This window comes from Niastella sp. OAS944 (assembly GCA_024809215.1).
Taxonomy (GTDB): domain Bacteria; phylum Bacteroidota; class Bacteroidia; order Chitinophagales; family Chitinophagaceae; genus Niastella.
Genome location: JANUBW010000001.1, coordinates 731,381 through 754,141 on the forward strand (window position 1 = coordinate 731,381; position 22,761 = coordinate 754,141).

The following is a 22,761-nucleotide window of genomic DNA, read 5'->3' on the forward strand; positions in this document are numbered from 1 at the left end:
TATGAGTCCGGAAATAATGGCCTTTATCAACTCTATCACCTCCATCAACTCTATCAACTTCTCTCTTAACCACCCATTAACCTACTCCCTTCAAAATAACCATCGGTTAACCAACACCCCACCCATATAACCACCCATTAACTCCCCTCCATTTATCCATGGGCCAACTTTGCATTCATACTCTTACAACCGACATGTATGCAAATCTTTCAAACAACTTCTTCAACCCGGTGGAACCGGTTTAAATGGACCGGCCTTTTTATATTACTGGCAGTAATTGTTTCCATCACCATTTTAATTGTAGCCCTGCAACAGGTATACACACCTGCCCTGCCCCGCTTCAACACCCATGTAACACCTGCAGCAAACTGGCAACCCGATGCCAAAAGCAACGAATCGTTTAAAAAGCTGGCGCCAGGGTTTCAGAAATATATTACCAATAAGGAGAAGAAGGAAGGCATAGTTAATAAGGTGCCCCTCTCCACCGGAGGGGGGACGGGGGGAGGCCAGGAGGCCGAGAGGGGGATCCGCTCCGCCTTCTACGTTGACTGGGACCCGCAATCGTTCTTCTCCCTGCAACGCAACATCAACAACCTGAACCTGGTGATCCCCGAATGGATGTTCATTGACCCAAAGGCCGATACCATCTATACACAGGTTGATGCCCGGGCCCTGGCCGTAATGAAAAAAAGCGGCGTACCCATTATGCCCATGCTTTCAAATAACTACAAAACACAATTCCTGGGCGAACCGGTTCATCGCATTCTTACCAACCCTGCAAAAAAAGAACGTTTAATTACCGACGTAATAAACATATTGCAAAAGAACCATTTCGCAGGTGTGAACGTAGACCTTGAAGAATTAAAGGAAAATACCGACGAACCGTTGATTGCCTTTCAAAAAGAATTGTACACCCGCCTGCATGAAAAGGGCCTGCTGGTAACGCAGGACATAATGCCCTTTAATACCGATTACAATTTTGAACAACTGGCAAAGTATAACGACTATATATTCTTAATGGCCTATGACCAAAATGCTGAGAATACTGGTCCGGGCCCAATAGCTCACCAGCAATGGATTGAAGCCGCCGTTGATAAAGTGGCCCGCAAAATACCAAGTAACAAACTGGTACTTGGGCTGGCAGCCTATGGTTACGACTGGCCGCAACATGGCCAGGCAACCACCATCACTTATCAACAGGCATTGTCAACCGCCCGCGAATCGGAAGGAAAGATCGATTTCGACAACGACTCCTATAACCTGCATTATAGTTATTACGACGATAACGACAAGCCCCATGAAGTGTACTTTATGGATGCGGCCACCACCTTCAACAGCTTGCGCTTTGCCACTGAATATGGCCTGGCCGGAACCGCTTTATGGCGCCTGGGCAGTGAAGACAGTCGCACCTGGAAATTCTATAACCAGGATATGCAAAAAGCAGCGCTTGCCAAATTTGATTTCAATACTATAACCACGGTACAATCGAGCAACGATGTAGATTATATAGGCGAAGGCGAAGTGCTGGATATTCTTTCAACCCCTGTTGATGGTAAAATAAGACCCGAAATAGACAGCACTGAAATGCTCATCAGCGAAGAACATTACGACAGCCTGCCCAGTATGTTTGTGGTAAGAAAATATGGACAAACCGACCCTAAAAAACTGGTGCTGACATTTGATGACGGTCCCGACCCTACCTGGACACCCCAGGTGCTGGATATTCTGAAAAAAGAAAATGTACCGGCCGCTTTTTTTGTAGTGGGTATTAATGCCGAAAAAAATATTCCACTCATAAAACGCATGTACCGCGAAGGGTACGAACTGGGCAACCACTCCTTTACACACCCTAATATTGCAGAGATCTCACCCAAACGGGCCGTGCTTGAAATGGAAAGCACCCGCCTGTTATTGGAATGTATTACCGGTCACTCAACCATATTATTCAGGGCGCCGTATAACGCCGACTCAGAACCGGAGAAAATGGAAGAGCTGTTGCCTGTAGCTATAGCCCGTACAAAAAACTATCTCGATGTAGGTGAATCGGTTGACCCGCTCGACTGGGAACCTGGCATTTCGGCCGACAGTATTGTAGCGCGTACCATCCATCGCAAACAGGAACTTACTGCTGCCGGTTTAGGCGGCAACGTTATATTGTTACACGATGCCGGTGGCGAAACCCGGGCCGCTACAATTGCCGCCCTGCCCCGCATTATAGAGTATTATAAAAAACAGGGCTACGAGTTCACTACCATTTCAAACCTGTTAGGCAAACAGAAATCAGAACTGATGCCTGCGGTGCCTAAAGGCAAAGGGTATTACCTGGTACAGTTTAACTATTTGCTGGCCGCATCGGGTTACTGGGCTGGTAAGGTGTTGTTCTTTTTATTTGTTTCGTTTATTGTATTGTCAATTGCACGATTGATATATATGGCCTGGCTGGCCATGCGCCAACGACGCAAAGAAAAGGCAACCATATGGCCACCATTAACCGATTTTCCATTGGTCTCTATCATAGTGCCCGCATATAACGAAGCCGTGAATGCCGTTACCTCGGTAAACAATTTATTAAAGACCAACTGGCCTAATACCGAGATCATTTTTGTGGATGATGGCAGTAAAGATGATACATACGAAAAAGTGTACAATGCATTTCATAACCATCTGCGGGTAAAAGTGTTTACCAAACCCAATGGCGGCAAAGCATCGGCTTTGAACTTTGGAATAAAAGAATCGCGGGCGGAATATGTGGTTTGTATAGATGCCGATACGCATTTGCATGCGGATGCTATTCCAAAGATGATGAGGCATATGGTGACCTCAAATGTCGGCGCCGTAGCAGGAAATGTGAAGGTTGGAAACCTGGTAAACATGCTAACCCGCTGGCAAAGTATTGAATATATTACCAGCCAGAACTTCGACCGTAATGCATTTGCCTGGCTGAATGCCATAACCGTTGTACCCGGCGCTATTGGCGCCTTTCGGAAACAGGCTATTGAAGATGCAGGCGGTTTTACCACCGATACCCTGGCCGAAGATTGTGATCTGTCGGTACGAATACTAAGGCAGGGTTATGTCATTGCCAACGAACCCGAAGCGCTGGCGTTTACCGAAGCACCCGAATCGATAAAAATGTTCATTAAACAACGGTTCAGATGGAGCTTTGGCGTAATGCAAACATTTTGGAAACACCACGATGTGCTGTTCAATAAACAGTATAAAGCGTTGGGGCGCGTTGCATTCCCCAACATCTTACTGTTCCAGTTTATAATACCAGCCTTTGCGCCGGCAGCAGATTTCTTTATGCTCATAGGCATACTTACAGGCAATGCCGGGCATATTCTGGCTTATTATGGATTGTTTATGCTGGTTGATGCCGCGGTATCGGTGCTGGCCTTTCATTTTGAAGGGGAAAAGAAATCGCGGTTATTATGGTTGTTGCCGCAACGGCTTATCTATCGCTGGTTAATGCTTACAGTATTATTCAAAGCATTCCTGAAAGCCATTAAAGGCGAATTACAGGGCTGGGGCGTACTGAAACGCACTGGAAGTGTTAAGCAAACGGAAAGCGCAAATAGCCTCGTAATAGCGAAATAGAGGCAGAGCCAGGTTAACGAGTTAACCTGTTGACGAGTTGATGAGGCACGGGAGCAATTGACAATGATCAATTGCTCTTTTGTTTAATTCACCTGCCTGGCTCCCGACCTTGTTCTGACCTCGAGGCATACTTCTGCCACCTTTCTCCCGAACTTCTCCCGGGTTCTCCTATGAAACGTGGGAAAAACCGGGAGAAGTTCGGAAGAAGTCCTGGACAAGATCGGGAGAAGGTCAGGAAACGGGTGGGAGAAATTGCTGTGTGATGTAACTTTAAACTTATTAATATGAAAAATATGCACTCTACAAGAACAAAATACATAAACGAACTGCTGAATACCGAAAACGACCACCAGAAGAAATTGAACGAGATCGTTTTGCAATCCATTGAGCAGGAAAAACTGTTGTTACAAAGCATTTGCGAACCTAAGGAAGAACAACTCACTATGGGCCAGCGGCTGGCCGACCGGGTAGCGCGTTTTGGCGGCAGCTGGAAATTCATTTCCTGGTTCGTTATCGTACTGGCCGTTTGGATAGCCATTAACCTGATCTTTACCGGCCGCAACCGGTTCGACCCCTACCCTTTTATATTGCTGAACCTGCTGCTATCATGTTTGGCCGCCATTCAGGCACCCGTAATCATGATGAGCCAGAACCGCCAGGAAGAAAAAGACCGTAAACGCAACGAGAACGATTATGTGGTGAACCTGAAAGCAGAGATAGAGATCAGAACGTTGCACCAAAAAGTTGATCTGCTGATACAGGAACAGTTTAAACAATTAATTGAATCACAGGCTGAGCAAATAAAGCTGTTACAGTCGATCATTAGAGAGAAGCACAATGGAAATCAGAAATGAAGAAGGAGTTGACGAGTTAACAAGTTTGAGACCCGCAATTAGTGTCGAGGCTGCACTTAAAGAACTATGAACTGAAAACTAAGAACTGAATAACTGGCTCCCCCTTTAGGGGGCTGGGCTGAAAACAAAAACGCCGCCCACCCGGAGCGACGTTTTAAACCCTAAAGAAACCGACCTATTTTAATGTTTTTTATGCATTTTGTGGTGTGTTGTATCAGTAGCCTTTTTAGGCTCCTTTACATGCGCTGGTTTTGACGACGTGGTATCTTTTTTAGGATGATGTGTTTGGTGTGTTTGCGCCATCGTAATCAAGCCCAGGCTCATTAATAAACCAGACAACAATATTACTTTTTTCATTGGTATTTATATTTTTAGTGTTAAGTGGATTTATTAGTACGTCTTGTCAATTGATCCTGAGCGAAGTATTTCAAAATCTCTGCTGCAATACGCCCATCGATTTTGACAGTGTGAAAGTATTTAAATGTGCAGGCCGGGAGAAATTTTAAGCGCTGCTTAACTGGTGATTAACAAACCCATGGGGCCTTTGCCCGGTGTATCAGTTGTTGTACCTTTCCTTAACGAGCAGTTAACCAGATTACAAAAAAAGTACGAGTAATGGGTAGCAAATTTGCCTACAGGAGTTTATCAGATTTTATGCGTTCATCAACACTAAGATGGCTGGTTCTACTGGCCAGCGTTTTAATAACGCTGATCATCGTTGTGCAGTTGTTCTGGCTTAACAAAGTGTATTCGTTCGAACAAAAAACGTTCAACATGAACGTTGTTAAAAGCATCAGAGGCTTATACGAAGACCTTGACCTGGTTGACACCCGGTCGGAACATTTGCAGGACCTAATAGAACACCCCCGTACCGATTACTTTTTATTCCGTGTAGATAATCCCTACTCAGAAGATTCTGTTGCATCTTACCTGCAACATGAGCTGAATGATTTTGATGTGCTCACCGATGTGCACATTGCTTATTATTCTGCCGGTAAATCGGGCTACAGGCTTACAAAATACATTACAGCAGCAGCTTCGCGTTACGAGGTAGAACAGATCAACCTGCCGGTTCATAACCGTAACTTCAACTATATATTGCTGTACTTTCCGCACCGCAATAAATATGTTTTACAACAAATGAATTTCTGGTTCTTCAGTAGCTCTACCTTGTTTGTAGTGCTTTGCGGATTGGCCGTAATCCTGTTCTTCTTTTACCGCCAACGGTTCCTCGCCGAAATACAAAAAGATTTTGTGAACAACTTCACCCACGAGTTCAAAACGCCACTGGCTGTAATGAAGATCTCGGCAGAAGTATTGCTGCAGGAAAAGATCACTTCACAACCTGAGCGGTTACGCAAATACGCAACCATCGTTGAAAATCAAACGCAACACCTGCAAGACCAGGTAGAGCGGTTGTTGCAAATAGCACGGTCCGACAAAACAAACCTGCCCATACAGAAAAAACTGGTGCCGGTTAAAGATCTTATAGAACAGGCCGTTGCCAAAATGCAACCCCTCATCGATGAAAAAAAGGCCGATGTGGATATTCCCATCGATGAAGAACAGAACATTGAGCTATTTGCCGATCGAGGGCACCTTGAGCTGGCTATTGTTAACCTGCTGGAGAACGCGCTTAAGTTTTCGGTTAAGCCACACATCATCGTTTCTACCGGCCATGAAGATGGGAACATTTATATTTCAGTAAAAGACAACGGCATTGGTATTGAAAAGAAGTACCAGAAACGACTGTTCAAAAAATTTTACCGGGTGCCTACCGGCGATGTACATAATGTAAAAGGTTTTGGTTTGGGCCTTAACTTTGTAAAAAGGATCATCGATGCCCATCATGGCACTATTAAGATAAATAGCCTGCCCGGCATTGGCACCGAGTTCAGGCTTATTCTTCCAGCAACCTTAAACAGCTGATCTATGGTAACAAAAAAAGCGAAAGTATTATTAGCCGAGGACGATCTGTCGTTAGGATATGTGATAAAGGACAATCTGCAAGACGCAGGTTACGATGTGGTATTATGCCCCGACGGACAAACCGCTATTGAAAAGTTTGATAAAACGCAGTACGATATATGTTTGCTCGACGTGATGATGCCCAATAAAGACGGGTTCACCGTTGCGCGCAAAATTCGCCAGTTGAGCGATATGGTGCCCATTTTATTCCTTACCGCCAAATCAATGGAGGAAGATAAAATAAAAGGGTTTCTTACCGGTGCAGATGATTACATTACCAAACCCTTCAGTATGCAGGAGCTACTGTTGCGTATGGAAGTGTTCATTCGCCGCACCCGCAAGCTGCATGCCGAACAGGTACAGGAATACAGTATTGGGCAAATGAAGTTCTCTTATACCGACCTGAAACTGCATACGGCAAGCGATACCTTTACGCTCACCCAAAAAGAAGCAGACCTGCTCAAATTCCTGTGTGAGCATGCCAATCATATTTTAAAACGGGATGAAGTGTTGTTGAACGTGTGGGGCAAAGACGACTATTTCCTTGGCAGAAGTATGGATGTGTTTATGACCAAATTGCGGAAATATTTCAAAGCCGATCCTAATATTATTCTCGAAACCATTCATGGTGTGGGTTTCCGGTTTAATGCGTCGGTTAGCTAGCTCTTTTCCGAACTTCATTATAGGCCGTAGTTAACAAATCTATCAGCATCGGTTTCCTGATCTTGTTTAGATCAGCAAGGGTCCAACCCTGTTTGCCCCATTTGTTATCTACGGGATAAATAATGGTTTTGTCGAATGCACAAAAAACCGACTGGTCAACCGCCGACAGTTTTACGCAAATAATATGGCTGCCGGCTGCGTGCGTGGCAAAGATCTTTTTCTTTACCCTGAACGAAGTTTTTTCAAAGTGCGGTTGTTCTTCCGCATCCGCAAAAGAAAGCGCCAGTTGCCTGAAGGTATTCTCATGAACCATGATTGTATGAAAATAATGAATTCCTGATATAAAGTGAAAGTCCCCCAATGCGTTGGGGGACTTTGCATAAAATAAGCTTATTAAACTAGTTACTTGCAATTTCCTTTAACATACCCTGGAGGGAATCAAGTCCTTTTTTCAGATCATCGGCATTCATAACCGGGCTCAATTCTACTTTAGCATTCATATTCATAAAGAAGGGTTCGCAAATACCCGGAATTTCTGAAGGGTCTTTCAAATCGAACACCAGGATGCAGGTGCGGCAACCATCCATGGCAGTAAAATAACTTGCTTCCGGTTTTAATTTTTCCATGGTTGCCTGCATCATTTTGGGCAAAGAGCCATCCATAATTGCTTTGTTTGAAGCAACTACATCCATTGTAACCTTCATTAAAGTGCGCATGCTTAAAATTTTTAATGGTAAAAAATACTCATACCCATTCAACATGCGCATCACTGATTATCCCGTAATTGATACAATAAGCAGGTACAAAAATGCAGGTGTAACTTATTTGGCTGGAAATAATCCTTTGAAGCAATCAAATATAACTTTTTCTACTTATACGGCAAAAGAAGTACCGCAACCGCAGGTTTTGCTGGCATTGGGGTTATTGAACGTGAAGCCACGGGCGTTCAGTCCGTTTTCCCAGTCAATTTGCATCCCCATCAGGTAAATGCCATGCATTTTATTCATGATAAATGCTTGTCCTTCAAAATCGAAGTCCACATCATCGGGCTGTTTGTCATCGAAACCCAATACATAAGAAAGGCCGGAACATCCACCCCCTTTTACCCCAACCCGTAAAAACTTGGTTGTATCAAAGTCCGGGGCACTCATTAAACGGCTGATCTCAGCCAGGGCACCAGCAGTAAAACTCACAGGAACGGCCATTGTCATATCCATACTCAAATCATTTATATTGCAAATTTACAATAAAAACCGAACTGGTTGCCGGTTACCGGTTGCCAGTCACCTGGTACTTATAACAACATGTTCCCTATAATGTTGCAGTTACAGGTTACAAGTTGCAGGTTTCAGGGAAACGCCGCGAACCGTGTAACCTGAAACCTGCAACGGAATATAGCGAGGCCGCCCAGGAACCCGGAACCTGGTAACCGGTAACAGTTTGTATTTTATACTAGTTGTGTTAGTTCTGCGTTTAAGCAACTTATTAGCAACAACTAAGAAGTTATATCCACAAACTGTATTTTTGCTCACCTAAAACCTATTTAATGTATTTACTGGAACTGACGCCCACGCAAATGACAATTTCCATTGTAATTGCCCTTGTCCTCGGCGGCGCGCTGGCTTATTTATTTTGGAAACAACGTAAAGAAGCAAAAGAATTGCTCGACCAGCACGAAAAATTAAAATCGGCCCCGCCTGCTCCCCACGCTACCCAACCCCTGCAATTACAGGCTTATGAGCGTTTAATGTTACTGGTAGATCGTATTGCTTTACCCAACCTTATCAGCCGTACCAATGCCACCGGACTGAGCGCTAAGGATATGCAGCTGTTGTTAACCCAGCAAATACGTCAGGAATTTGAATATAATGTTACCCAGCAGATATATGTAACCCACGAATCATGGGAAGCGGTTCGCAACCTGAAAGATCAAAACTTATTGATCATCAACCAGATTGCTTCATTTTTACCAGCCGAATCAACCGGCCAGGACCTTAGCCGGGCCATTCTCGAAATGCTGATGCAGAACCCTAAAGCATCGCTGCATAATATAGTAGCAGATGTGTTGAGCTATGAAGCCAAGAAACTAATGGTTTAGGATGTTCCAAAAAAGAAAATGAAGTAAGAGGTAAGAAATAAGAAGAGCTTCAATTTTGTACATTACTGCTGAATTCGAAGCACAGGCTTCGTACTTCGTACATCATACTTCATACTTCTAAAAAAAGATATGCCAGATAAAAAGATATATACCGATAGCGCCATTGAAATAAAAGAAGTGTACACCCCTGCCGATGTACCTTTTGCCAGCCAGATTGAAATGCCCGGGGCTTTCCCCTTTACCCGGGGTGTGCAGGAAGATATGTACCGCGGTAAACTTTGGACCATGCGCCAATACGCCGGGTTCAGTACTGCGGAAGAAAGTAATAAACGGTATCACTATCTGTTATCGCAAGGCGTAATGGGTTTAAGCGTGGCCTTCGACCTGCCCACGCAAATTGGGTACGACAGCGATCATCCGCTGGCCGAAGGTGAAGTAGGCAAAGTGGGTGTTGCCATCGACAGTATTGAAGACATGCAAACCCTGTTCAGTGGTATTAAGCTGGAAGAGGTGTCTACTTCAATGACCATCAATGCCACTGCCTATATTCTGCTCGCCTTTTACGTGGCGCTGGCTAAAAAACAAGGCGCCGATCTTCGAAAAATTGCCGGCACCATTCAAAACGATATTTTAAAAGAATATGCTGCACGGGGTACATATATCTATCCACCCCAGCCTTCTATGCGCATCATTACCGATATTTTTGAATGGTGCAGCAAAGAGCTGCCTAAATGGAATACCATTTCTATTTCGGGATACCATATACGCGAAGCTGGCAGTACGGCCGTTCAGGAAATAGCTTTTACCTTAAGCAATGGTAAAGCATATGTAAAAGCGGCGCTTGATAAAGGGCTTGATATTAACGTATTTGGCCGCCGTCTTTCATTCTTCTTTAATTCCCACAACAACCTGTTTGAAGAAATAGCCAAATTCAGGGCAGCCCGCCGCATGTGGGCCAGCATAATGAAAGAACTGGGTGCTACCGACCCCAGGGCCATGATGCTGCGTTTTCATACCCAAACCGGCGGCAGCACCTTAACGGCGCAACAACCGCAAAACAATATTGCCCGGGTAACCGTACAATCGCTTGCGGCGGTTTTGGGCGGAACCCAGTCATTACATACCAATGGCTTCGACGAAGCATTAAGCCTGCCAACGGAAGAAGCGGCGCGTATCGCCTTACGCACCCAGCAAATAGTGGCTTTTGAAAGCGGCGCAGCCGATACCGTTGACCCGCTCGCCGGTTCTTACTACGTTGAAGCGCTCACTAATGAAATAGAACAAAAAGCTTATGAGCTTATTGCCACCATCGATGCTATGGGTGGCAGTGTGTCGGCCATTGAAGAAGGATTTATACAGGATGCCATTGCCCGCAGTTCTTACGATTATCAACGCAAAATTGAAAGCGGTGAGAAGATCATTGTTGGGGTAAACAAATTCCAAACAACAGAAAAAGATACTACGCCCGTCTTTAAAATAGATGATTCCATTCGCCAGGTGCAAAGCCAAAAGCTGGCGCAGCTGCGCAACAACCGCAACCCCGCCAAATGCGACCAGGTGTTGCAAGACCTTTCAGACAAAGCCACCGGCGGCGAAAACATTATGCCAACCGTTATTGAAGCCGTTGAACATAAATGTACGCTGGGTGAAATTGCCGATACTTTGAGAGAGGTGTTTGGTGAGTATAAGTAACTACCAAACAAACTTCCGGCTATCCACTAACATATTATTTGTTAGGCGAACAACATAAGTACCGTGCACCAATGCATTTAAAGGCAGTGTAATTACATTAATACCCGCTTCCACCTCAATGGAGCGTTGTTGCAGTATGGCGCCATTAAGGCTAATTATAGAAAGGGTGTAACGCCCCTTTTCAGGTGTTTGTAATGCAGTTAACAGCGATTGCCCTTGTACTGCGGTATAATCGATCAGCGCCTGTATAGTGGCCTCGCTGCTGATCTTTACTATGGACGATAAAATAGTTTTTCCAGACGGTAACACGCCCTGTATACGGTAATATAAAAGCTGTGAGCCAACCGGCACATGATCATCGAGATAGTTATATGCGTTGGTGGTTTTGTATTCGCTTTCGGTAATATTGTTCAGCGTGGTATAATCAACACCATTTGTTGAGCGCTGAACGTTGAACCTGGTGCCTTCCAGCACATTGTTCATTTGCCATTTTACCGTTACATCGTTCGCAGTACGAAATGCCTTTATGCCTGTAAAATTCACCGGTAATACTTCCCCAATGCCATTAATAGCGATACTGTCTACAACTAACCGGCTGATGCCTCCACTGTTTACAAGCATGTTATAGCCATATAACCGAAAAGTAACAGTTGTATACCGGTTCAAAAAACTACTGCCGGGAGTAACCGTAAAAAGTGCGTAATTATAGGAAAGACTATTAGAAGCAATATCTGAAGCATACCCGTCTACACTTGAACGCAGGCTCCACGATGTCGGTCCTGACCCTGCAGGCGACCCGGTATTACTGCGCCTGATGCGTAATACGATGCTTGAAATATCAACCTGGTAACCGGTATTGGGCGTTACACTGAATTGCAAATATGCGTTGGGATCAAGTGCGCCGGCGGGCCAGCCATTTTCGCCAAAATATTCCATGCCACTATTAAATGCCCTGGTAGGAATGCCTGCACTGAAATCGGCTGTGGAAGCTGTGTTGTAAGCCCCGCCTGTTCCTGTTAACGCTCCATTGAATCTCCAGATGCCTATCGCTTGCGACAGACAGGGAAGAACTATTAACGAATGCAATAATACACTGCACACATACTTACCAATTGGAAATGATCTTACCGATCGGCCATTGGCGGTGGCTGTTTTCAATACAGGGACGGGCATCTCGGGACAGTTTAAGGGATTAATACACTTATTAAACGGTAAATATATATGCTTATTACATGTGTGTGCATCAACGTATTATAAACAAGATAAGTGCTATATAAAGTAGATTATAAATCATATGTTTAGTCAGGATTCCAACTCATAAATTTTTTCTACATTCAGCAAAATAAATACTACATGCAGCCAAAACAACCAATGAGATGGATACTGCTACCTATTCTATTTTCACTATTTTTCATTACCATACAGGCGCAACAAAGTAAGCCAGCCAAAACCGCCGGCCCGGCCATAGATCAAAAGGCGGCAGCCATTTTGCCCCAGGTAATTGAATGGCGGCGTTATTTTCACCAGCATCCCGAACTATCTAACCGGGAATACAAAACAGCTGAATATGTGGCTGCTTATTTGAAAAAGCTGGGCCTCGAAGTACAAACCGGCATAGCAAAAACAGGTGTAGTGGCCATACTGCGGGGCGGGCAGCCAGGCCCTGTTGTTGCCTTACGTGCCGATATGGATGCCCTTCCCGTTAAAGAACGGGTTGATATTCCTTTTAAATCAACAGTAAGAAGCGAATACATGGGCGATACCGTTTCGGTAATGCATGCCTGCGGTCACGATAGCCATGTGGCCATGCTGATGGGTGCAGCCGAGGTATTATCATCTATGAAAAAAGATGTGCCCGGTACGGTGAAGTTCTTTTTTCAACCGGCAGAAGAAGGTCCGCCCGGGAATGAAGAAGGCGGTGCTTCGCTGATGGTGAAAGAAGGTTGTATGGATAATCCTAAAGTGGATGCTGTATTTGGAATGCATATTGAATCGGACATTGAGGCTGGTTCGTTCGAATATAAACCAGGCGCCTTTATGGCTTCCTCCGACTGGTTCACCATAAACATAAAAGGTAAACAAAGCCATGGTTCACAACCCTGGAAAGGCATAGATCCTATTGTGGTGGGAACCGAAATTGTAAATGCGCTGCAAACTATTGTAAGCCGGCAATCGGAACTTACAAAAGCGCCGGTGGTTATTACAGTAGGAAAATTCCATAGCGGCGTTCGCCCTAATATTATACCTGAGGAAGCAGTGTTACAGGGCACCATACGCGCATTGGATAGCAAAATGCAAAAAGAAACGCATGAGCGTATACGCAAAATAGCCACTACCATTGCTGAGGCCATGGGTGCAACAGCAGAAGTGACCATCGACACCAAAACGCTGGTAACTTACAATGACCCTTCACTGGTAAAGCTAATGGTACCAACACTCGAAAGAACAGCGGGAAAAGAAAATGTGAGAGAACGCGAATGGGTAACCGGTTCTGAAGATTTCTCTTATTATGGCGAGAAAGCGCCCGTGTTTTTTATATACTTCGGCGGCATGCCCAAAGGCGCCGATAAATCAAAAGCACCACCACATCATACTCCTGATTTTTATATAGATGATAGCCGGCTGGATGTTGGGGTAAAGGCTTTTTGCAATTTGGTGTTTGATTATGCGAAGGTGAAGAAGTGAGGTATTAGTAATGTTGAGTGGTAACATAAGGTTTTTGCGTTGTAAGAAACCGAAGTAAGATGTAAGAAGTAGGAAGTATGAAATTATGGAATTTCGACCTTCTTACATCTTATTTTTCAAATGAAACGCCCTAAATTATTTTATACGCCCGGTATGATAAGCCTGTTGGTGTTGCCGGTTTTGCTTTATATTTATCAACCGTCTATAAAAGAATATACGGTGCTCAGATTTATTTTACCCAAAGACGATTCTCAATTACCCAGCCATTCAGGCTACACCTACTCTGTTGTAAGAGACGTTTTAAAAGGCAAAAAAATACACACGATTTATCTCGGAGAACACAATGATGTAAATGAAAAGAAGCTTGCGCTCTTTGCCCGGGAAGCATTAAAACTAAAATTCTACAGCGATACTACCCAGGTAGTAGGAGTATATTTATCTGAAGAATCGACGTATGGCAACTTCGTTCAATTAGTTAACATTATGGTCAGGGACAAACATAAAAGATATACTTTGATAGGTGATTATTTTTATGTTTTCTCAGAAGTGCCAACTGAACTTTAAACCAAACAGACTATTTTTAAAAAAAACGGGGATATTAAATATCCCCGCCAAATGTATTTCAACTCGTCAACAATTAATCAACCTGTTGCACAGAAACCCTTTATCAACTCCATCACCTCTATCAACTTTTCAACTCTCTGTCAACTCGTCTACTTGTTAACCCTTCTTCGCCTCCTTCGCCCACGTATCTTTCAGCGTAACCGTTCTGTTAAACACCATTTTCTCTTCAGAAGTATCTTTATCTAAACAGAAATAGCCTTTGCGTAAGAACTGGCAACGATCGGCAAAACGAAGGTTCTTCAATGCAGGCTCAGCATATGCAGTAGTGATCGTTTGTAATGAATTAGGATTGATATAATCCTTGAAATCACCTTCTTCACTGCTGGGGTCTTCTACCCTGAACAGGCGGTCGTACAGGCGTACTTCAACGCTGATAGCCTGTGCCACGCTAACCCAATGCAAGGTTCCTTTTACATGAATTCCTGAGGTGTCGGCGCCGCTCTTGCTTTCGGGCAAATAGGTGCAATGCAATTCAGTTATTTTACCATTGCTGTCTTTTATCACTTCATCGCACTTGATGATATAAGCACTTTTCAGGCGTACCATTTGCCCTGGTGCCAGACGGAAGAACTTTTTAGGCGGGTTCTCCATAAAGTCTTCACGCTCTATGTACAATTCACGGCTAAAAGGCACTTCGCGAACTCCACCATTGGGGTCTTCCGGATTGTTTTCACTTGTAAACATTTCAACCGAGCCGTCGGCCGGATAGTTGGTAAGCACCACCTTCACCGGATCGAATACCACCATGCGACGCAGTGCGATCTTGTTCAAATGTTCACGAACACAAAATTCAAGCAACGACACATCGATCATATTCTCGCGTTTGGCAATACCAATACGGTCGCAAAACTCGCGAATACTTTCGGGGGTATAACCTGCACGACGTAACCCCGAAATGGTTGGCATGCGGGGATCGTCCCAACCGCTTACAAACTTTTCATTCACCAGTTGCAGCAGTTTTCTTTTGCTGGTAACAGTGTAGTTTATATTACGGCGGGCAAACTCATATTGATGCGATGGATAGATCTCCAGGTTGGCGATCAGCCAGTCGTACAGTTCACGGTGAGGAACAAACTCAAGTGTACAAATTGAATGGGTAACATGCTCAATAGAATCGCTTTGACCATGCGCCATATCGTACATGGGGTAAATGCACCATTTGTCGCCAGTGCGGTGGTGGTGCGCATGTTTAATACGATACAACACGGGGTCGCGCATCAGCATGTTTACATGCGACATATCTATTTTAGCACGCAGGGTACGGGAACCATCAGGAAATTCACCGTTCTTCATGCGGGCAAACAGGTCGAGGTTTTCTTCAACAGTGCGGGTGCGGAAAGGACTGTCCTTACCCGGTTCGGTAGGCGTACCTTTCATGAGCGCTATTTGCTCCGAAGTGGAGTCGTCGACATACGCCAGTCCCTTTTTAATAAGAACGATGGCGAATTCATACATCTGGTCGAAGTAATCGGAGGCGTATAATTCATTCTTAAATTCAAAACCCAGCCAGCGAACATCATCCTTGATACTTTCCACATACTCGGTATCCTCAGTGGTGGGGTTGGTATCATCGAACCTGAGATTGGTATAACCAGGGTACTTTTTAGTAAGCCCGAAGTTTAAACAAATGCTTGAAGCATGACCAATATGCAGGTAGCCATTGGGCTCGGGAGGGAAACGGGTAACAATTGATTTATACTTGCCCTGCTTCAGATCCTCTTCTATGATCTCTTCTATAAAATTCAGACTTTTTTCTTCCGGAGTGTTGATCTCTGCCATAACTCAATGAATTGAATTTGGCAAATTTAACGTAAATCTGGCATCTAATGGCCGGAACAAGTGACAGTTATCGCAGGGACGGGAATAATTTTTGGGGCGCAACGCCCCTGGCGGCGGAGTTTCATTCCGATTGACCGGAATGAAACTTATGGGCAGGTATGACAAAACAATGCTCGCGTACAAATAAGACCTGATCAGTAGCCATACTGCGCAAAAGCGTCAGCTACTACATTCTTTTAACCAGGATCTGTTGTACCATCTTTGATTCGGTAGACAGCTCAAATTTGTGGCTGATCTTGTCTTTACCGTCACGGATGATGATCACCAGTTTACCATTTTCAACCGGAGCTCTGAATACTCTGTTGAAGTTTTTACCGGTAAAAGCAGCATGATACAGGTTATCGCCATTAACATCATTTACCAGGATGTCGAAACGGCCACCATCGGCGTTCTCAAACTTTACATTAAAGTAAACCTGGCCTTCTTCCAATTTCAGGCATGATACAGCGGCGTTTTCACCCTCTTCCAAAGTTGTGTCAGGAACATTAGCTGAAGCAGTAAGGGTTACCATAACTACCAGCAATAGAACAGCGGTTTTCTTTACGTAAGAAAAGGCTTTGTGCATGATTGTTTTCATATTCTTTTGTTTTTTAGATACAAAAATTAATAATATGAAAAGCGAATCGTTTAGAAATGTAGGCAAGCTGTTGATTAACAAGCGAAGACAAGCAGCGTTGGATGGTAGGAGTTAAAAAGATCGATTGAATACCTATGCAAATTTATACAAAAAACGGAAAAAGGTAACCCTATATTACGTTTTCTACAAGAAATAATGTTGTGATAATACAACATACCATGTAAATGAACGTGTTATAAAATTTCTCCATTGGTCACGTGAATATAACAACTTTACAATCACCCTAACACTTAAGTCTATACTTTCAACTCCTAACATTTGACAGGAATGAAGATCTTATGCATGGGTGTAGTTCTACTATTTTCAACATTAAAGACCATTGGTCAGTGGCGGTATCTGCAACTGATAAAGAAAGCCGACTCGTTGCTTGTGGCATCAAACTTTACCGGGGCTGCCGAATTTTATGAAAAAGCATTTAAAACAAGAAAGCCCGATCTAATTGATTTCGTTTATTGCGCACGTTCCTATGCCGAAGCTGGCAACACCGGCAAAGCATTCAATATGCTACAGAAAGCCGCCGACAATGGCTTTATTGAATATGACAAATTACTTACAGACAGCGGCTTTAGAAAAATTCACAAAGACACCAGGTGGATAGCAGTCATAAACAAAGTAAATGACAATTATGCTGAAAAAATGAAAATAAACGGTATTGACCTGGTAAAGGAACTCAATTACATATACGAAACTGACCAGTTACACAGGCTTAAGCTGGATTCTTTATATAAATCTGGATCTAAAGATCAGAAGTTGATGTCACTGTTAAGTGATAGCGTTATGCACTATGACACCATCAACCTTGATAGAATAATAAAGATCATTGACAAATTTGGCTGGCCTGGCATTGATGATGTTGGAAGCAAAGGGAACCTGACTGTTTTCCTGGTAATTCAACATGCGGACTCAGCCACGCAAAAAAAGTACCTTCCTCTTTTAAAAAGATCAATAAAGAACCACCAAAGCAGTCCTGATTTTTATGGCTACTTACTAGATAGGATAATGACATCGGAAGGTAAAAAACAGATATACGGTACACAGCTAACGCTGGATGAAAAAACCAATAAGTACATCCTGTTACCTGTAAAACATCCCGGCCGCATAAATAAGAGAAGAAAAAAACTGGGATTATCAACTATTGAACAATATTTAAAAGAAAATAATTAAACGCAGGTTCAAATCATCGCCGCAACAGTCTGTTTTGTATCAATTGCTGCAAAACCGTTTCCCGCTCGGTACGGCTAATCGGCACATGATACGAACCAATGGCTATATCATTCCCTTCAATGCTCTCAACCTTATTAGCTGCCACTATATACGATTTATGGGTTTTAATGAACCGTGAAGCGGGTAAATGCGTCTCTATGCTGTGAAAGGTTAAATAGGTGATATACTTTTTACCTGTTGTATATACTGCCACATAATTTTGCAACGCCTCTACAAAAAGGATATCATCATACAACACCTTCACCAGTTTGTTATCTGTTTTTATATAAAAGTAATCGGGTTCGGCTGTAGATGTTGCCGGCTGGCTTATTACCTCCTGCATACTGTGTGCTTTTGAAACAGCCTTCCAGAAACGTTCAAATGAAAATGGTTTTACCAAATAATCGATCGCATTCCATTCGAAACCTTCTACCGCATACTGCGGATATGCCGTGGTAAATATCACCATTGGCGGGTGCGCAAGTGTTTTCAAAAATTCCAAACCCGTCATTTTGGGCATTTGAATGTCAAGGAACAACAGGTCTATTTTTTCATGCGCCAGCAGATCGGCGGCTTTTAAAGGATTATCGAACTCTCCGGCCAAATGCAGAAAGGATGCATCCTGCATATATTCCTTCAACCCTTTGCGGGCTATGGGCTCATCATCTATGATAACACAACGGAGTATCATGATAAATGTAAATTGAGTTCAACTTTAAAGATATGCCGATCGTTCTTAATCTGTAAACCATGTTTTCCCGGATACAACAATTCCAGTCTGCGTTTAACATTTGCCAGTCCTATCCCCCCCTCGGGTTCTGTGCTTCGCTGGTGATCGTCTTTTGAATTTTCAACAATAAAAATAAGGGTGCCGTTTTGCCTTTGCAGCTTTACCCTGATAAAATTTTTTTCATGGCTATAATGTGAAATATGCTTGAACGCATTTTCCACAAATGGTATCAGCAACAAAGGCGTTATACGGAACCCTTTAACCTCCTCACCTACTTCAATGCCAACCTCATATTGATTATCTTTTCGTAGCTCCTGTAACCGTATGTAATCCTGCAGGTAATTCACTTCCTTTTCTATTTCAATAGTATGGCTGTTGCATTCGTACAGTTGATATCGCAGCAGGTCGGCCATTTGCAATAAAGTGGTGCGCGCCGCTGTGTTCTGTTTATCGATCAAAAAATAAATAGTGTTCAATGAATTGAACAGGAAATGCGGATTGATCTGCGACTTTAAAAAGTTCAGTTCCGTTTCCGCCTTTTCTTTAGCCATTTCGCCCAGGCGGCGTTGCGCGCGTGCATAGTCGGCCAGCAATTTAATGGCGGCGCCAGTGCTTACCAGTAAGAAGTGCGGGATCACATTGTCGTATACCCGTACTTTAAAACGGTCCCAAATATCGAAGGATGTGTTTAACACCGCACCCTCAACATACATTTTACCAATACTGAATGAAAACACAAGTGCTGCAAACAATAGTATAAACAGAACATATCTCTTCTTATACAACAGCCGGGGAATAAGCAGGTAATTGGTGAGGTAAACCATCAGGGCCAGATCGGCTACTTTAATAAAAGTGATGTACCATCCTTTTGCGGCCGGATAATCCTGGAACCGGAAAAAATGCCATCCAAAGAACAGCAATCCCCAGGCAAGCCAATGCAGCAGGTGATAACGTTGTATAAAACCGGCGGTGTTCATACATCAAATTAAATATACAAAATTGGGATGGGATAACCTGTTACACTTTCCGCACTATTTACTTGACGAAATGCCTGTTGGGAAGGCAGGAAGGGGTAGAAAAGAAAAAAGAGCTGTAGAAACAGCCCTTTACCATTAATCAATAACCTATGAAAAACACTATTTAATTATGTAGATCAAAGATATACCGTAGAAAGCCGGGTTCATAATCCTTTCGATGTTTGAATCTAAAAGCCCGACGAATTAGCGTTAAAAACCGATAAGCAAAAATCAGCGGGCGCCGAATAAAAGGCTGCCGATACGCACCATCGTACTTCCCTCTTCAATGGCTAGTTGAAAATCACCGCTCATTCCCATTGATAAGGTAGTAAATTGACTATTCCATGGTAATGCAGAACAACCATCGAACAGTAATTTCAGGTACTTAAACTCTTTTCGCACCTGCTCAAGGTCATCTGTGAACGAAGCCATGCCCATTAACCCCGATACCTCCACGTTTTTCAGTTCATTTAAGAGTTTATACTTATGAATGGCATCCATCACATCCATCAATTCGATCTCGTTAAAACCGAATTTGGTTTCTTCCTGGGCAACATGCACCTGTAACAGGCAATGAATTACCCGATCGAATTTGCGGGCCTGTTTATCAATTTCAAGAAGTAATTTGTAGCTATCTACTCCGTGGATCAAATGCACAAAGGGGGCAATGTATTTTACTTTGTTCGATTGCAGGTGACCGATAAAATGCCAGCGGATGTCGTTGGGTAGTAGTAACTGTTTTTCGGCTAATTCCTGAACATAGTTCTCGCCAAAATCCTGTTGTCCCAGGTCGTATAGTTCCTGAATATCACTGGCTGGTTTGGTTTTAGAAACCGCTACCAGGGTCGTTTGCGTTGATTGAAGCTGCTTATTAATTTCCAGATATGCTTTTGTATTTACCGCCATCAGTATTTCTATTTAGTTTGTTATACAAACAAAACATTATGCCGCGGCAAAGGTACATGGGAAAAGCTTTTAATGCTTTATGATTAGTGAGTGCGAGGGAAATAAAAAGAAAGAATAGAATGAAGGGAGGATAAGAAAGGAGAAATCTTAACTAATGGTTTTTATAAATCTAAAATCCATTGAGGAACGGGGTACTTGTCCAGAATTTCATTTGCACGAGCAATGTGTTTAGGGTTCTCTTCCATTTTAGCCCGTAGCTCGTCAAGCTCAGGATCGTATTTATCTCGAGTAGGATCCAGACTAGGAGGAAATTGAAATTCTATTTTAGCTTTCTCATCCTTCATATATCAAATTTATTTATTTTCTTTCGCTTTACCAAAAACGCTTCATAAGCCGCATTCTTCTCAAATTTAACAAACTCCTTTCCCATAAATCCCCAAACATGAAAATCCTTCTCAATTAATCCAAGGTTATTGGTGATGCCCATTCGATATAGCCTTGTTCTTGCCAGGGTGCTCCCGGTCGCAATTATTGAAGCATCGGGATAACGATCAGTAAACGTATATAAAGATCTTGCAACGGTCGCCAACACCTTTCGACTGTCGCCGTTGTTAGTGATTATCTGATCATCAAAGTCGTTAATTGATCCATTATAATCACCAAAACCTAAATTATAGATGTTCTCTCTTCGTGTTTGGGAATAGTAAACTATCTTTTCTATTTTTCCTTTCGGGCCTTCACTAAAAAATCTAAATCTTTTGGCCTCTAACTCAAAGTGACATTCATACCTATCATCTATCATCAAAATAAATTTAGTAGTTAATTAGATATCCTAGTTAACTACTAATCGTAGCTAGTAACATATATGCACAACTTTGCTACTTCAATATCGACCGGCTAATTACAATACGCTGAACTTCGCTGGTGCCTTCATAGATCTGGGTGATCTTGGCATCGCGCATAAGTCGTTCAACATGGTATTCCTTTACATATCCATAGCCACCATGTACCTGTACCGCTTCCACGGTTACCCACATGGCTGTTTCGCTTGAATATACTTTGGCCATTGATGAACTTAAGGTATAATCGAGGTGTTGATCTTTTTCCCATGCAGCTTTCAAACACAATAACCGGGCGCACTCAATGCGGGTAGCCATATCGGCCAGTTTAAACTGTATAGCCTGGTGATGCATGATCTCTTTACCAAAGGCCTTTCTTTCTTTTGAATATTTCAATGCCAGCTCATAAGCGCCGCTGGCTATACCCAATGCCTGCGAGGCAATACCAATACGCCCACCGGCCAGGGTCTTCATGGCAAAAGTAAACCCAAACCCGTCGCCGCCTATTCGGTTCTCCTTTGGCACTTTTACATCGGTAAATGTTATTGAATGGGTGTCACTTCCCCTAATACCCAGTTTATTTTCCTTGGCGCCAACGGTAACGCCGGGCCAGCTTTTTTCTACAATAAATACATTGATGCCTTTGCTTCCCTTCGAAACATCTGTTTGGGCAATTACCAGGTAAATGGATGCAGACGAGCCATTCGTGATCCAGTTCTTAATTCCATTCAACAAATAGTAGTCGCCTTTATCTTCTGCTGTGGTGCGTTGTGAAGTAGCATCGCTGCCCGCTTCGGGTTCACTTAACAGGAAAGCACCTATATGCAACTCACCGTTCTTGCGGCCCTGCGCCAGGTCAACCAGGTACTTTCTTTTTTGATCTTCTGAACCAAACTTTTCGAGCCCCCAGCAAACAAGACTATTATTAACACTCATACTTACGCTTACACTGGCATCTATCTTACTTATCTCTTCCATGGCCAGCACATAACTTATTGTGTCCATGCCGGCGCCACCATAGTCGGGGCTCACCATCATACCCATAAAGCCCAGTTCGGCCAGTTTCAAGATCTGCTCCCTGGGAAATTTCTGCTGTTCATCGCGTTCTATAACCCCTGGCAAACACTCGTTTTGGGCAAAATCGCGGGCAGCCTTCTGTATCATTAAATGTTCTTCGGTAAGTTGGAATTGCATACAACGAATTTAATAATTGGCCGCAAGATAATAGAATTCATGACAAAAAACTAACACTTGTTCGTGTTATTTTTTTGGGGGTAGTGCATGCATTGGCTGGTGGCGTGTAATCATTTGTCAGGTTGCATATTTGCGCCATTAACGCTCCGGCCTCTTCATGCTCCATTTCCATCATATGAACAGGTTGACTAATATAAGCCGTACTCCCAATTGGAA

General features: G+C 43.3%; 22 protein-coding genes. 9 read left to right on the plus strand and 13 right to left on the minus strand.

From position 1 onward, the window contains the following. Positions 1-198: 198 nt before the first annotated feature. The gene (locus GGD38_RS02845; RefSeq protein WP_375299542.1) at positions 199-3,597 is read left to right on the plus strand and encodes a glycosyltransferase; all 3,399 of its coding nucleotides are present in this window, start codon (positions 199-201) and stop codon (positions 3,595-3,597) included. 284 nt (positions 3,598-3,881) lie between these two features. After that, positions 3,882-4,451 carry a DUF1003 domain-containing protein gene (locus tag GGD38_RS02850; protein ID WP_375299541.1) on the plus strand — a complete coding sequence of 190 codons (570 nt, stop codon included), beginning with the start codon at positions 3,882-3,884 and terminating at the stop codon, positions 4,449-4,451. Between the two features lie 180 nt (positions 4,452-4,631). Here GGD38_RS02850 and GGD38_RS02855 read toward each other — a convergent pair whose 3' ends face one another. Next, positions 4,632-4,808, minus strand: coding sequence for a hypothetical protein (locus tag GGD38_RS02855; protein ID WP_375299540.1), 177 nt, complete (start codon positions 4,806-4,808; stop codon positions 4,632-4,634). A 297-nt stretch (positions 4,809-5,105) separates the two neighbouring features. Between GGD38_RS02855 and GGD38_RS02860 the strand changes: the two genes are divergently transcribed. Next, positions 5,106-6,380: a sensor histidine kinase gene (locus tag GGD38_RS02860; RefSeq protein WP_375303770.1), complete on the plus strand. Its 1,275-nt coding sequence runs from the start codon at positions 5,106-5,108 to the stop codon at positions 6,378-6,380. A gap of 3 nt (positions 6,381-6,383) precedes the next feature. Then, the gene (locus GGD38_RS02865) at positions 6,384-7,082 is read left to right on the plus strand and encodes a response regulator transcription factor (RefSeq protein ID WP_375299538.1); all 699 of its coding nucleotides are present in this window, start codon (positions 6,384-6,386) and stop codon (positions 7,080-7,082) included. Here the strand turns inward: GGD38_RS02865 and GGD38_RS02870 are convergent. From GGD38_RS02870 to GGD38_RS02880, 3 genes are all read right to left on the minus strand, one after another. Then, entirely contained in the window at positions 7,075-7,395 is a 321-nt protein-coding gene (locus tag GGD38_RS02870) for an MmcQ/YjbR family DNA-binding protein (protein ID WP_375299537.1), read from the minus strand. The two genes, GGD38_RS02865 and GGD38_RS02870, sit on opposite strands and share 8 nt — an antisense overlap. Positions 7,396-7,480: 85 nt before the next feature. Then, positions 7,481-7,798, minus strand: a complete 318-nt coding sequence (locus tag GGD38_RS02875; protein WP_375299536.1) for a hypothetical protein — start codon at positions 7,796-7,798, stop codon at positions 7,481-7,483. 156 nt (positions 7,799-7,954) lie between these two features. Then, positions 7,955-8,299 carry a HesB/IscA family protein gene (locus GGD38_RS02880; protein WP_375299535.1) on the minus strand — a complete coding sequence of 115 codons (345 nt, stop codon included), beginning with the start codon at positions 8,297-8,299 and terminating at the stop codon, positions 7,955-7,957. Positions 8,300-8,628: 329 nt separating this feature from the next. Here GGD38_RS02880 and GGD38_RS02885 point away from each other — a divergent pair, with 329 nt between their 5' ends. Together GGD38_RS02885 and GGD38_RS02890 are read left to right on the plus strand one after the other, a co-directional pair. Continuing rightward, positions 8,629-9,180 (plus strand): hypothetical protein, encoded by a 552-nt coding sequence (locus tag GGD38_RS02885; RefSeq protein ID WP_375299534.1) that lies wholly within the window; start codon positions 8,629-8,631, stop codon positions 9,178-9,180. A gap of 129 nt (positions 9,181-9,309) precedes the next feature. Further along, positions 9,310-10,872 carry a methylmalonyl-CoA mutase gene (locus tag GGD38_RS02890; protein WP_375299533.1) on the plus strand — a complete coding sequence of 521 codons (1,563 nt, stop codon included), beginning with the start codon at positions 9,310-9,312 and terminating at the stop codon, positions 10,870-10,872. On the opposite strand, the gene GGD38_RS02895 is transcribed toward GGD38_RS02890, so the two are convergent. Continuing rightward, positions 10,873-12,045: a T9SS type A sorting domain-containing protein gene (locus tag GGD38_RS02895; protein WP_375299532.1), complete on the minus strand. Its 1,173-nt coding sequence runs from the start codon at positions 12,043-12,045 to the stop codon at positions 10,873-10,875. Between the two features lie 180 nt (positions 12,046-12,225). Here GGD38_RS02895 and GGD38_RS02900 point away from each other — a divergent pair, with 180 nt between their 5' ends. Both GGD38_RS02900 and GGD38_RS02905 read left to right on the plus strand, forming a co-directional pair. Beyond that, on the plus strand, positions 12,226-13,557 hold the full coding sequence (locus GGD38_RS02900) for an amidohydrolase (protein ID WP_375303771.1): 1,332 nt from the start codon (positions 12,226-12,228) through the stop codon (positions 13,555-13,557). 153 nt (positions 13,558-13,710) lie between these two features. Continuing rightward, complete coding sequence (locus GGD38_RS02905) at positions 13,711-14,121, plus strand: hypothetical protein (RefSeq protein WP_375299530.1); 411 nt, start codon at positions 13,711-13,713, stop codon at positions 14,119-14,121. Positions 14,122-14,277: 156 nt separating this feature from the next. On the opposite strand, the gene GGD38_RS02910 is transcribed toward GGD38_RS02905, so the two are convergent. Further along, positions 14,278-15,960, minus strand: a complete 1,683-nt coding sequence (locus tag GGD38_RS02910) for a glutamine--tRNA ligase/YqeY domain fusion protein (RefSeq protein ID WP_375299529.1) — start codon at positions 15,958-15,960, stop codon at positions 14,278-14,280. Between the two features lie 226 nt (positions 15,961-16,186). After that, positions 16,187-16,597 (minus strand): hypothetical protein, encoded by a 411-nt coding sequence (locus GGD38_RS02915; protein WP_375299528.1) that lies wholly within the window; start codon positions 16,595-16,597, stop codon positions 16,187-16,189. A gap of 327 nt (positions 16,598-16,924) precedes the next feature. Here GGD38_RS02915 and GGD38_RS02920 point away from each other — a divergent pair, with 327 nt between their 5' ends. Beyond that, entirely contained in the window at positions 16,925-17,821 is an 897-nt protein-coding gene (locus GGD38_RS02920) for a DUF6624 domain-containing protein (RefSeq protein ID WP_375299527.1), read from the plus strand. 13 nt (positions 17,822-17,834) lie between these two features. On the opposite strand, the gene GGD38_RS02925 is transcribed toward GGD38_RS02920, so the two are convergent. The 6 genes from GGD38_RS02925 to GGD38_RS02950 form a co-directional block, all read right to left on the minus strand. Beyond that, the gene (locus GGD38_RS02925) at positions 17,835-18,551 is read right to left on the minus strand and encodes a LytR/AlgR family response regulator transcription factor (RefSeq protein WP_375299526.1); all 717 of its coding nucleotides are present in this window, start codon (positions 18,549-18,551) and stop codon (positions 17,835-17,837) included. Then, the gene (locus tag GGD38_RS02930) at positions 18,548-19,567 is read right to left on the minus strand and encodes a sensor histidine kinase (RefSeq protein ID WP_375299525.1); all 1,020 of its coding nucleotides are present in this window, start codon (positions 19,565-19,567) and stop codon (positions 18,548-18,550) included. Before GGD38_RS02930 ends, GGD38_RS02925 begins: the two co-directional genes overlap by 4 nt. A gap of 270 nt (positions 19,568-19,837) precedes the next feature. Continuing rightward, positions 19,838-20,512: a YggS family pyridoxal phosphate-dependent enzyme gene (locus GGD38_RS02935; protein WP_375299524.1), complete on the minus strand. Its 675-nt coding sequence runs from the start codon at positions 20,510-20,512 to the stop codon at positions 19,838-19,840. 161 nt (positions 20,513-20,673) lie between these two features. After that, a complete protein-coding gene (locus tag GGD38_RS02940) occupies positions 20,674-20,856 on the minus strand; it encodes a hypothetical protein (RefSeq protein ID WP_375299523.1) in 183 nt (60 codons plus the stop codon). Beyond that, positions 20,853-21,314, minus strand: a complete 462-nt coding sequence (locus tag GGD38_RS02945) for a hypothetical protein (RefSeq protein WP_375299522.1) — start codon at positions 21,312-21,314, stop codon at positions 20,853-20,855. The genes GGD38_RS02940 and GGD38_RS02945 overlap by 4 nt, the downstream gene beginning before the upstream one ends. A 76-nt stretch (positions 21,315-21,390) precedes the next feature. Beyond that, a complete protein-coding gene (locus tag GGD38_RS02950) occupies positions 21,391-22,545 on the minus strand; it encodes an acyl-CoA dehydrogenase family protein (RefSeq protein WP_375299521.1) in 1,155 nt (384 codons plus the stop codon). Positions 22,546-22,761 lie beyond the last annotated feature (216 nt).

Excerpts from the sequence above, each read along its gene's own strand:
- GGD38_RS02845 (WP_375299542.1), top strand. The coding sequence starts at position 199 with ATGCAAATCTTTCAAACAACTTCTTCAACCCGGTGGAACCGGTTTAAA.
- GGD38_RS02850 (WP_375299541.1), top strand. The coding sequence starts at position 3,882 with ATGAAAAATATGCACTCTACAAGAACAAAATACATAAACGAACTGCTG.
- GGD38_RS02855 (WP_375299540.1), bottom strand. The coding sequence starts at position 4,808 with ATGAAAAAAGTAATATTGTTGTCTGGTTTATTAATGAGCCTGGGCTTG.
- GGD38_RS02860 (WP_375303770.1), top strand. The coding sequence starts at position 5,106 with ATGCGTTCATCAACACTAAGATGGCTGGTTCTACTGGCCAGCGTTTTA.
- GGD38_RS02865 (WP_375299538.1), top strand. The coding sequence starts at position 6,384 with ATGGTAACAAAAAAAGCGAAAGTATTATTAGCCGAGGACGATCTGTCG.
- GGD38_RS02870 (WP_375299537.1), bottom strand. The coding sequence starts at position 7,395 with ATGGTTCATGAGAATACCTTCAGGCAACTGGCGCTTTCTTTTGCGGAT.
- GGD38_RS02875 (WP_375299536.1), bottom strand. The coding sequence starts at position 7,798 with ATGCGCACTTTAATGAAGGTTACAATGGATGTAGTTGCTTCAAACAAA.
- GGD38_RS02880 (WP_375299535.1), bottom strand. The coding sequence starts at position 8,299 with ATGGATATGACAATGGCCGTTCCTGTGAGTTTTACTGCTGGTGCCCTG.
- GGD38_RS02885 (WP_375299534.1), top strand. The coding sequence starts at position 8,629 with ATGTATTTACTGGAACTGACGCCCACGCAAATGACAATTTCCATTGTA.
- GGD38_RS02890 (WP_375299533.1), top strand. The coding sequence starts at position 9,310 with ATGCCAGATAAAAAGATATATACCGATAGCGCCATTGAAATAAAAGAA.
- GGD38_RS02895 (WP_375299532.1), bottom strand. The coding sequence starts at position 12,045 with ATGCCCGTCCCTGTATTGAAAACAGCCACCGCCAATGGCCGATCGGTA.
- GGD38_RS02900 (WP_375303771.1), top strand. The coding sequence starts at position 12,226 with ATGCAGCCAAAACAACCAATGAGATGGATACTGCTACCTATTCTATTT.
- GGD38_RS02905 (WP_375299530.1), top strand. The coding sequence starts at position 13,711 with ATGATAAGCCTGTTGGTGTTGCCGGTTTTGCTTTATATTTATCAACCG.
- GGD38_RS02910 (WP_375299529.1), bottom strand. The coding sequence starts at position 15,960 with ATGGCAGAGATCAACACTCCGGAAGAAAAAAGTCTGAATTTTATAGAA.
- GGD38_RS02915 (WP_375299528.1), bottom strand. The coding sequence starts at position 16,597 with ATGAAAACAATCATGCACAAAGCCTTTTCTTACGTAAAGAAAACCGCT.
- GGD38_RS02920 (WP_375299527.1), top strand. The coding sequence starts at position 16,925 with ATGAAGATCTTATGCATGGGTGTAGTTCTACTATTTTCAACATTAAAG.
- GGD38_RS02925 (WP_375299526.1), bottom strand. The coding sequence starts at position 18,551 with ATGATACTCCGTTGTGTTATCATAGATGATGAGCCCATAGCCCGCAAA.
- GGD38_RS02930 (WP_375299525.1), bottom strand. The coding sequence starts at position 19,567 with ATGAACACCGCCGGTTTTATACAACGTTATCACCTGCTGCATTGGCTT.
- GGD38_RS02935 (WP_375299524.1), bottom strand. The coding sequence starts at position 20,512 with ATGGCGGTAAATACAAAAGCATATCTGGAAATTAATAAGCAGCTTCAA.
- GGD38_RS02940 (WP_375299523.1), bottom strand. The coding sequence starts at position 20,856 with ATGAAGGATGAGAAAGCTAAAATAGAATTTCAATTTCCTCCTAGTCTG.
- GGD38_RS02945 (WP_375299522.1), bottom strand. The coding sequence starts at position 21,314 with ATGATAGATGATAGGTATGAATGTCACTTTGAGTTAGAGGCCAAAAGA.
- GGD38_RS02950 (WP_375299521.1), bottom strand. The coding sequence starts at position 22,545 with ATGCAATTCCAACTTACCGAAGAACATTTAATGATACAGAAGGCTGCC.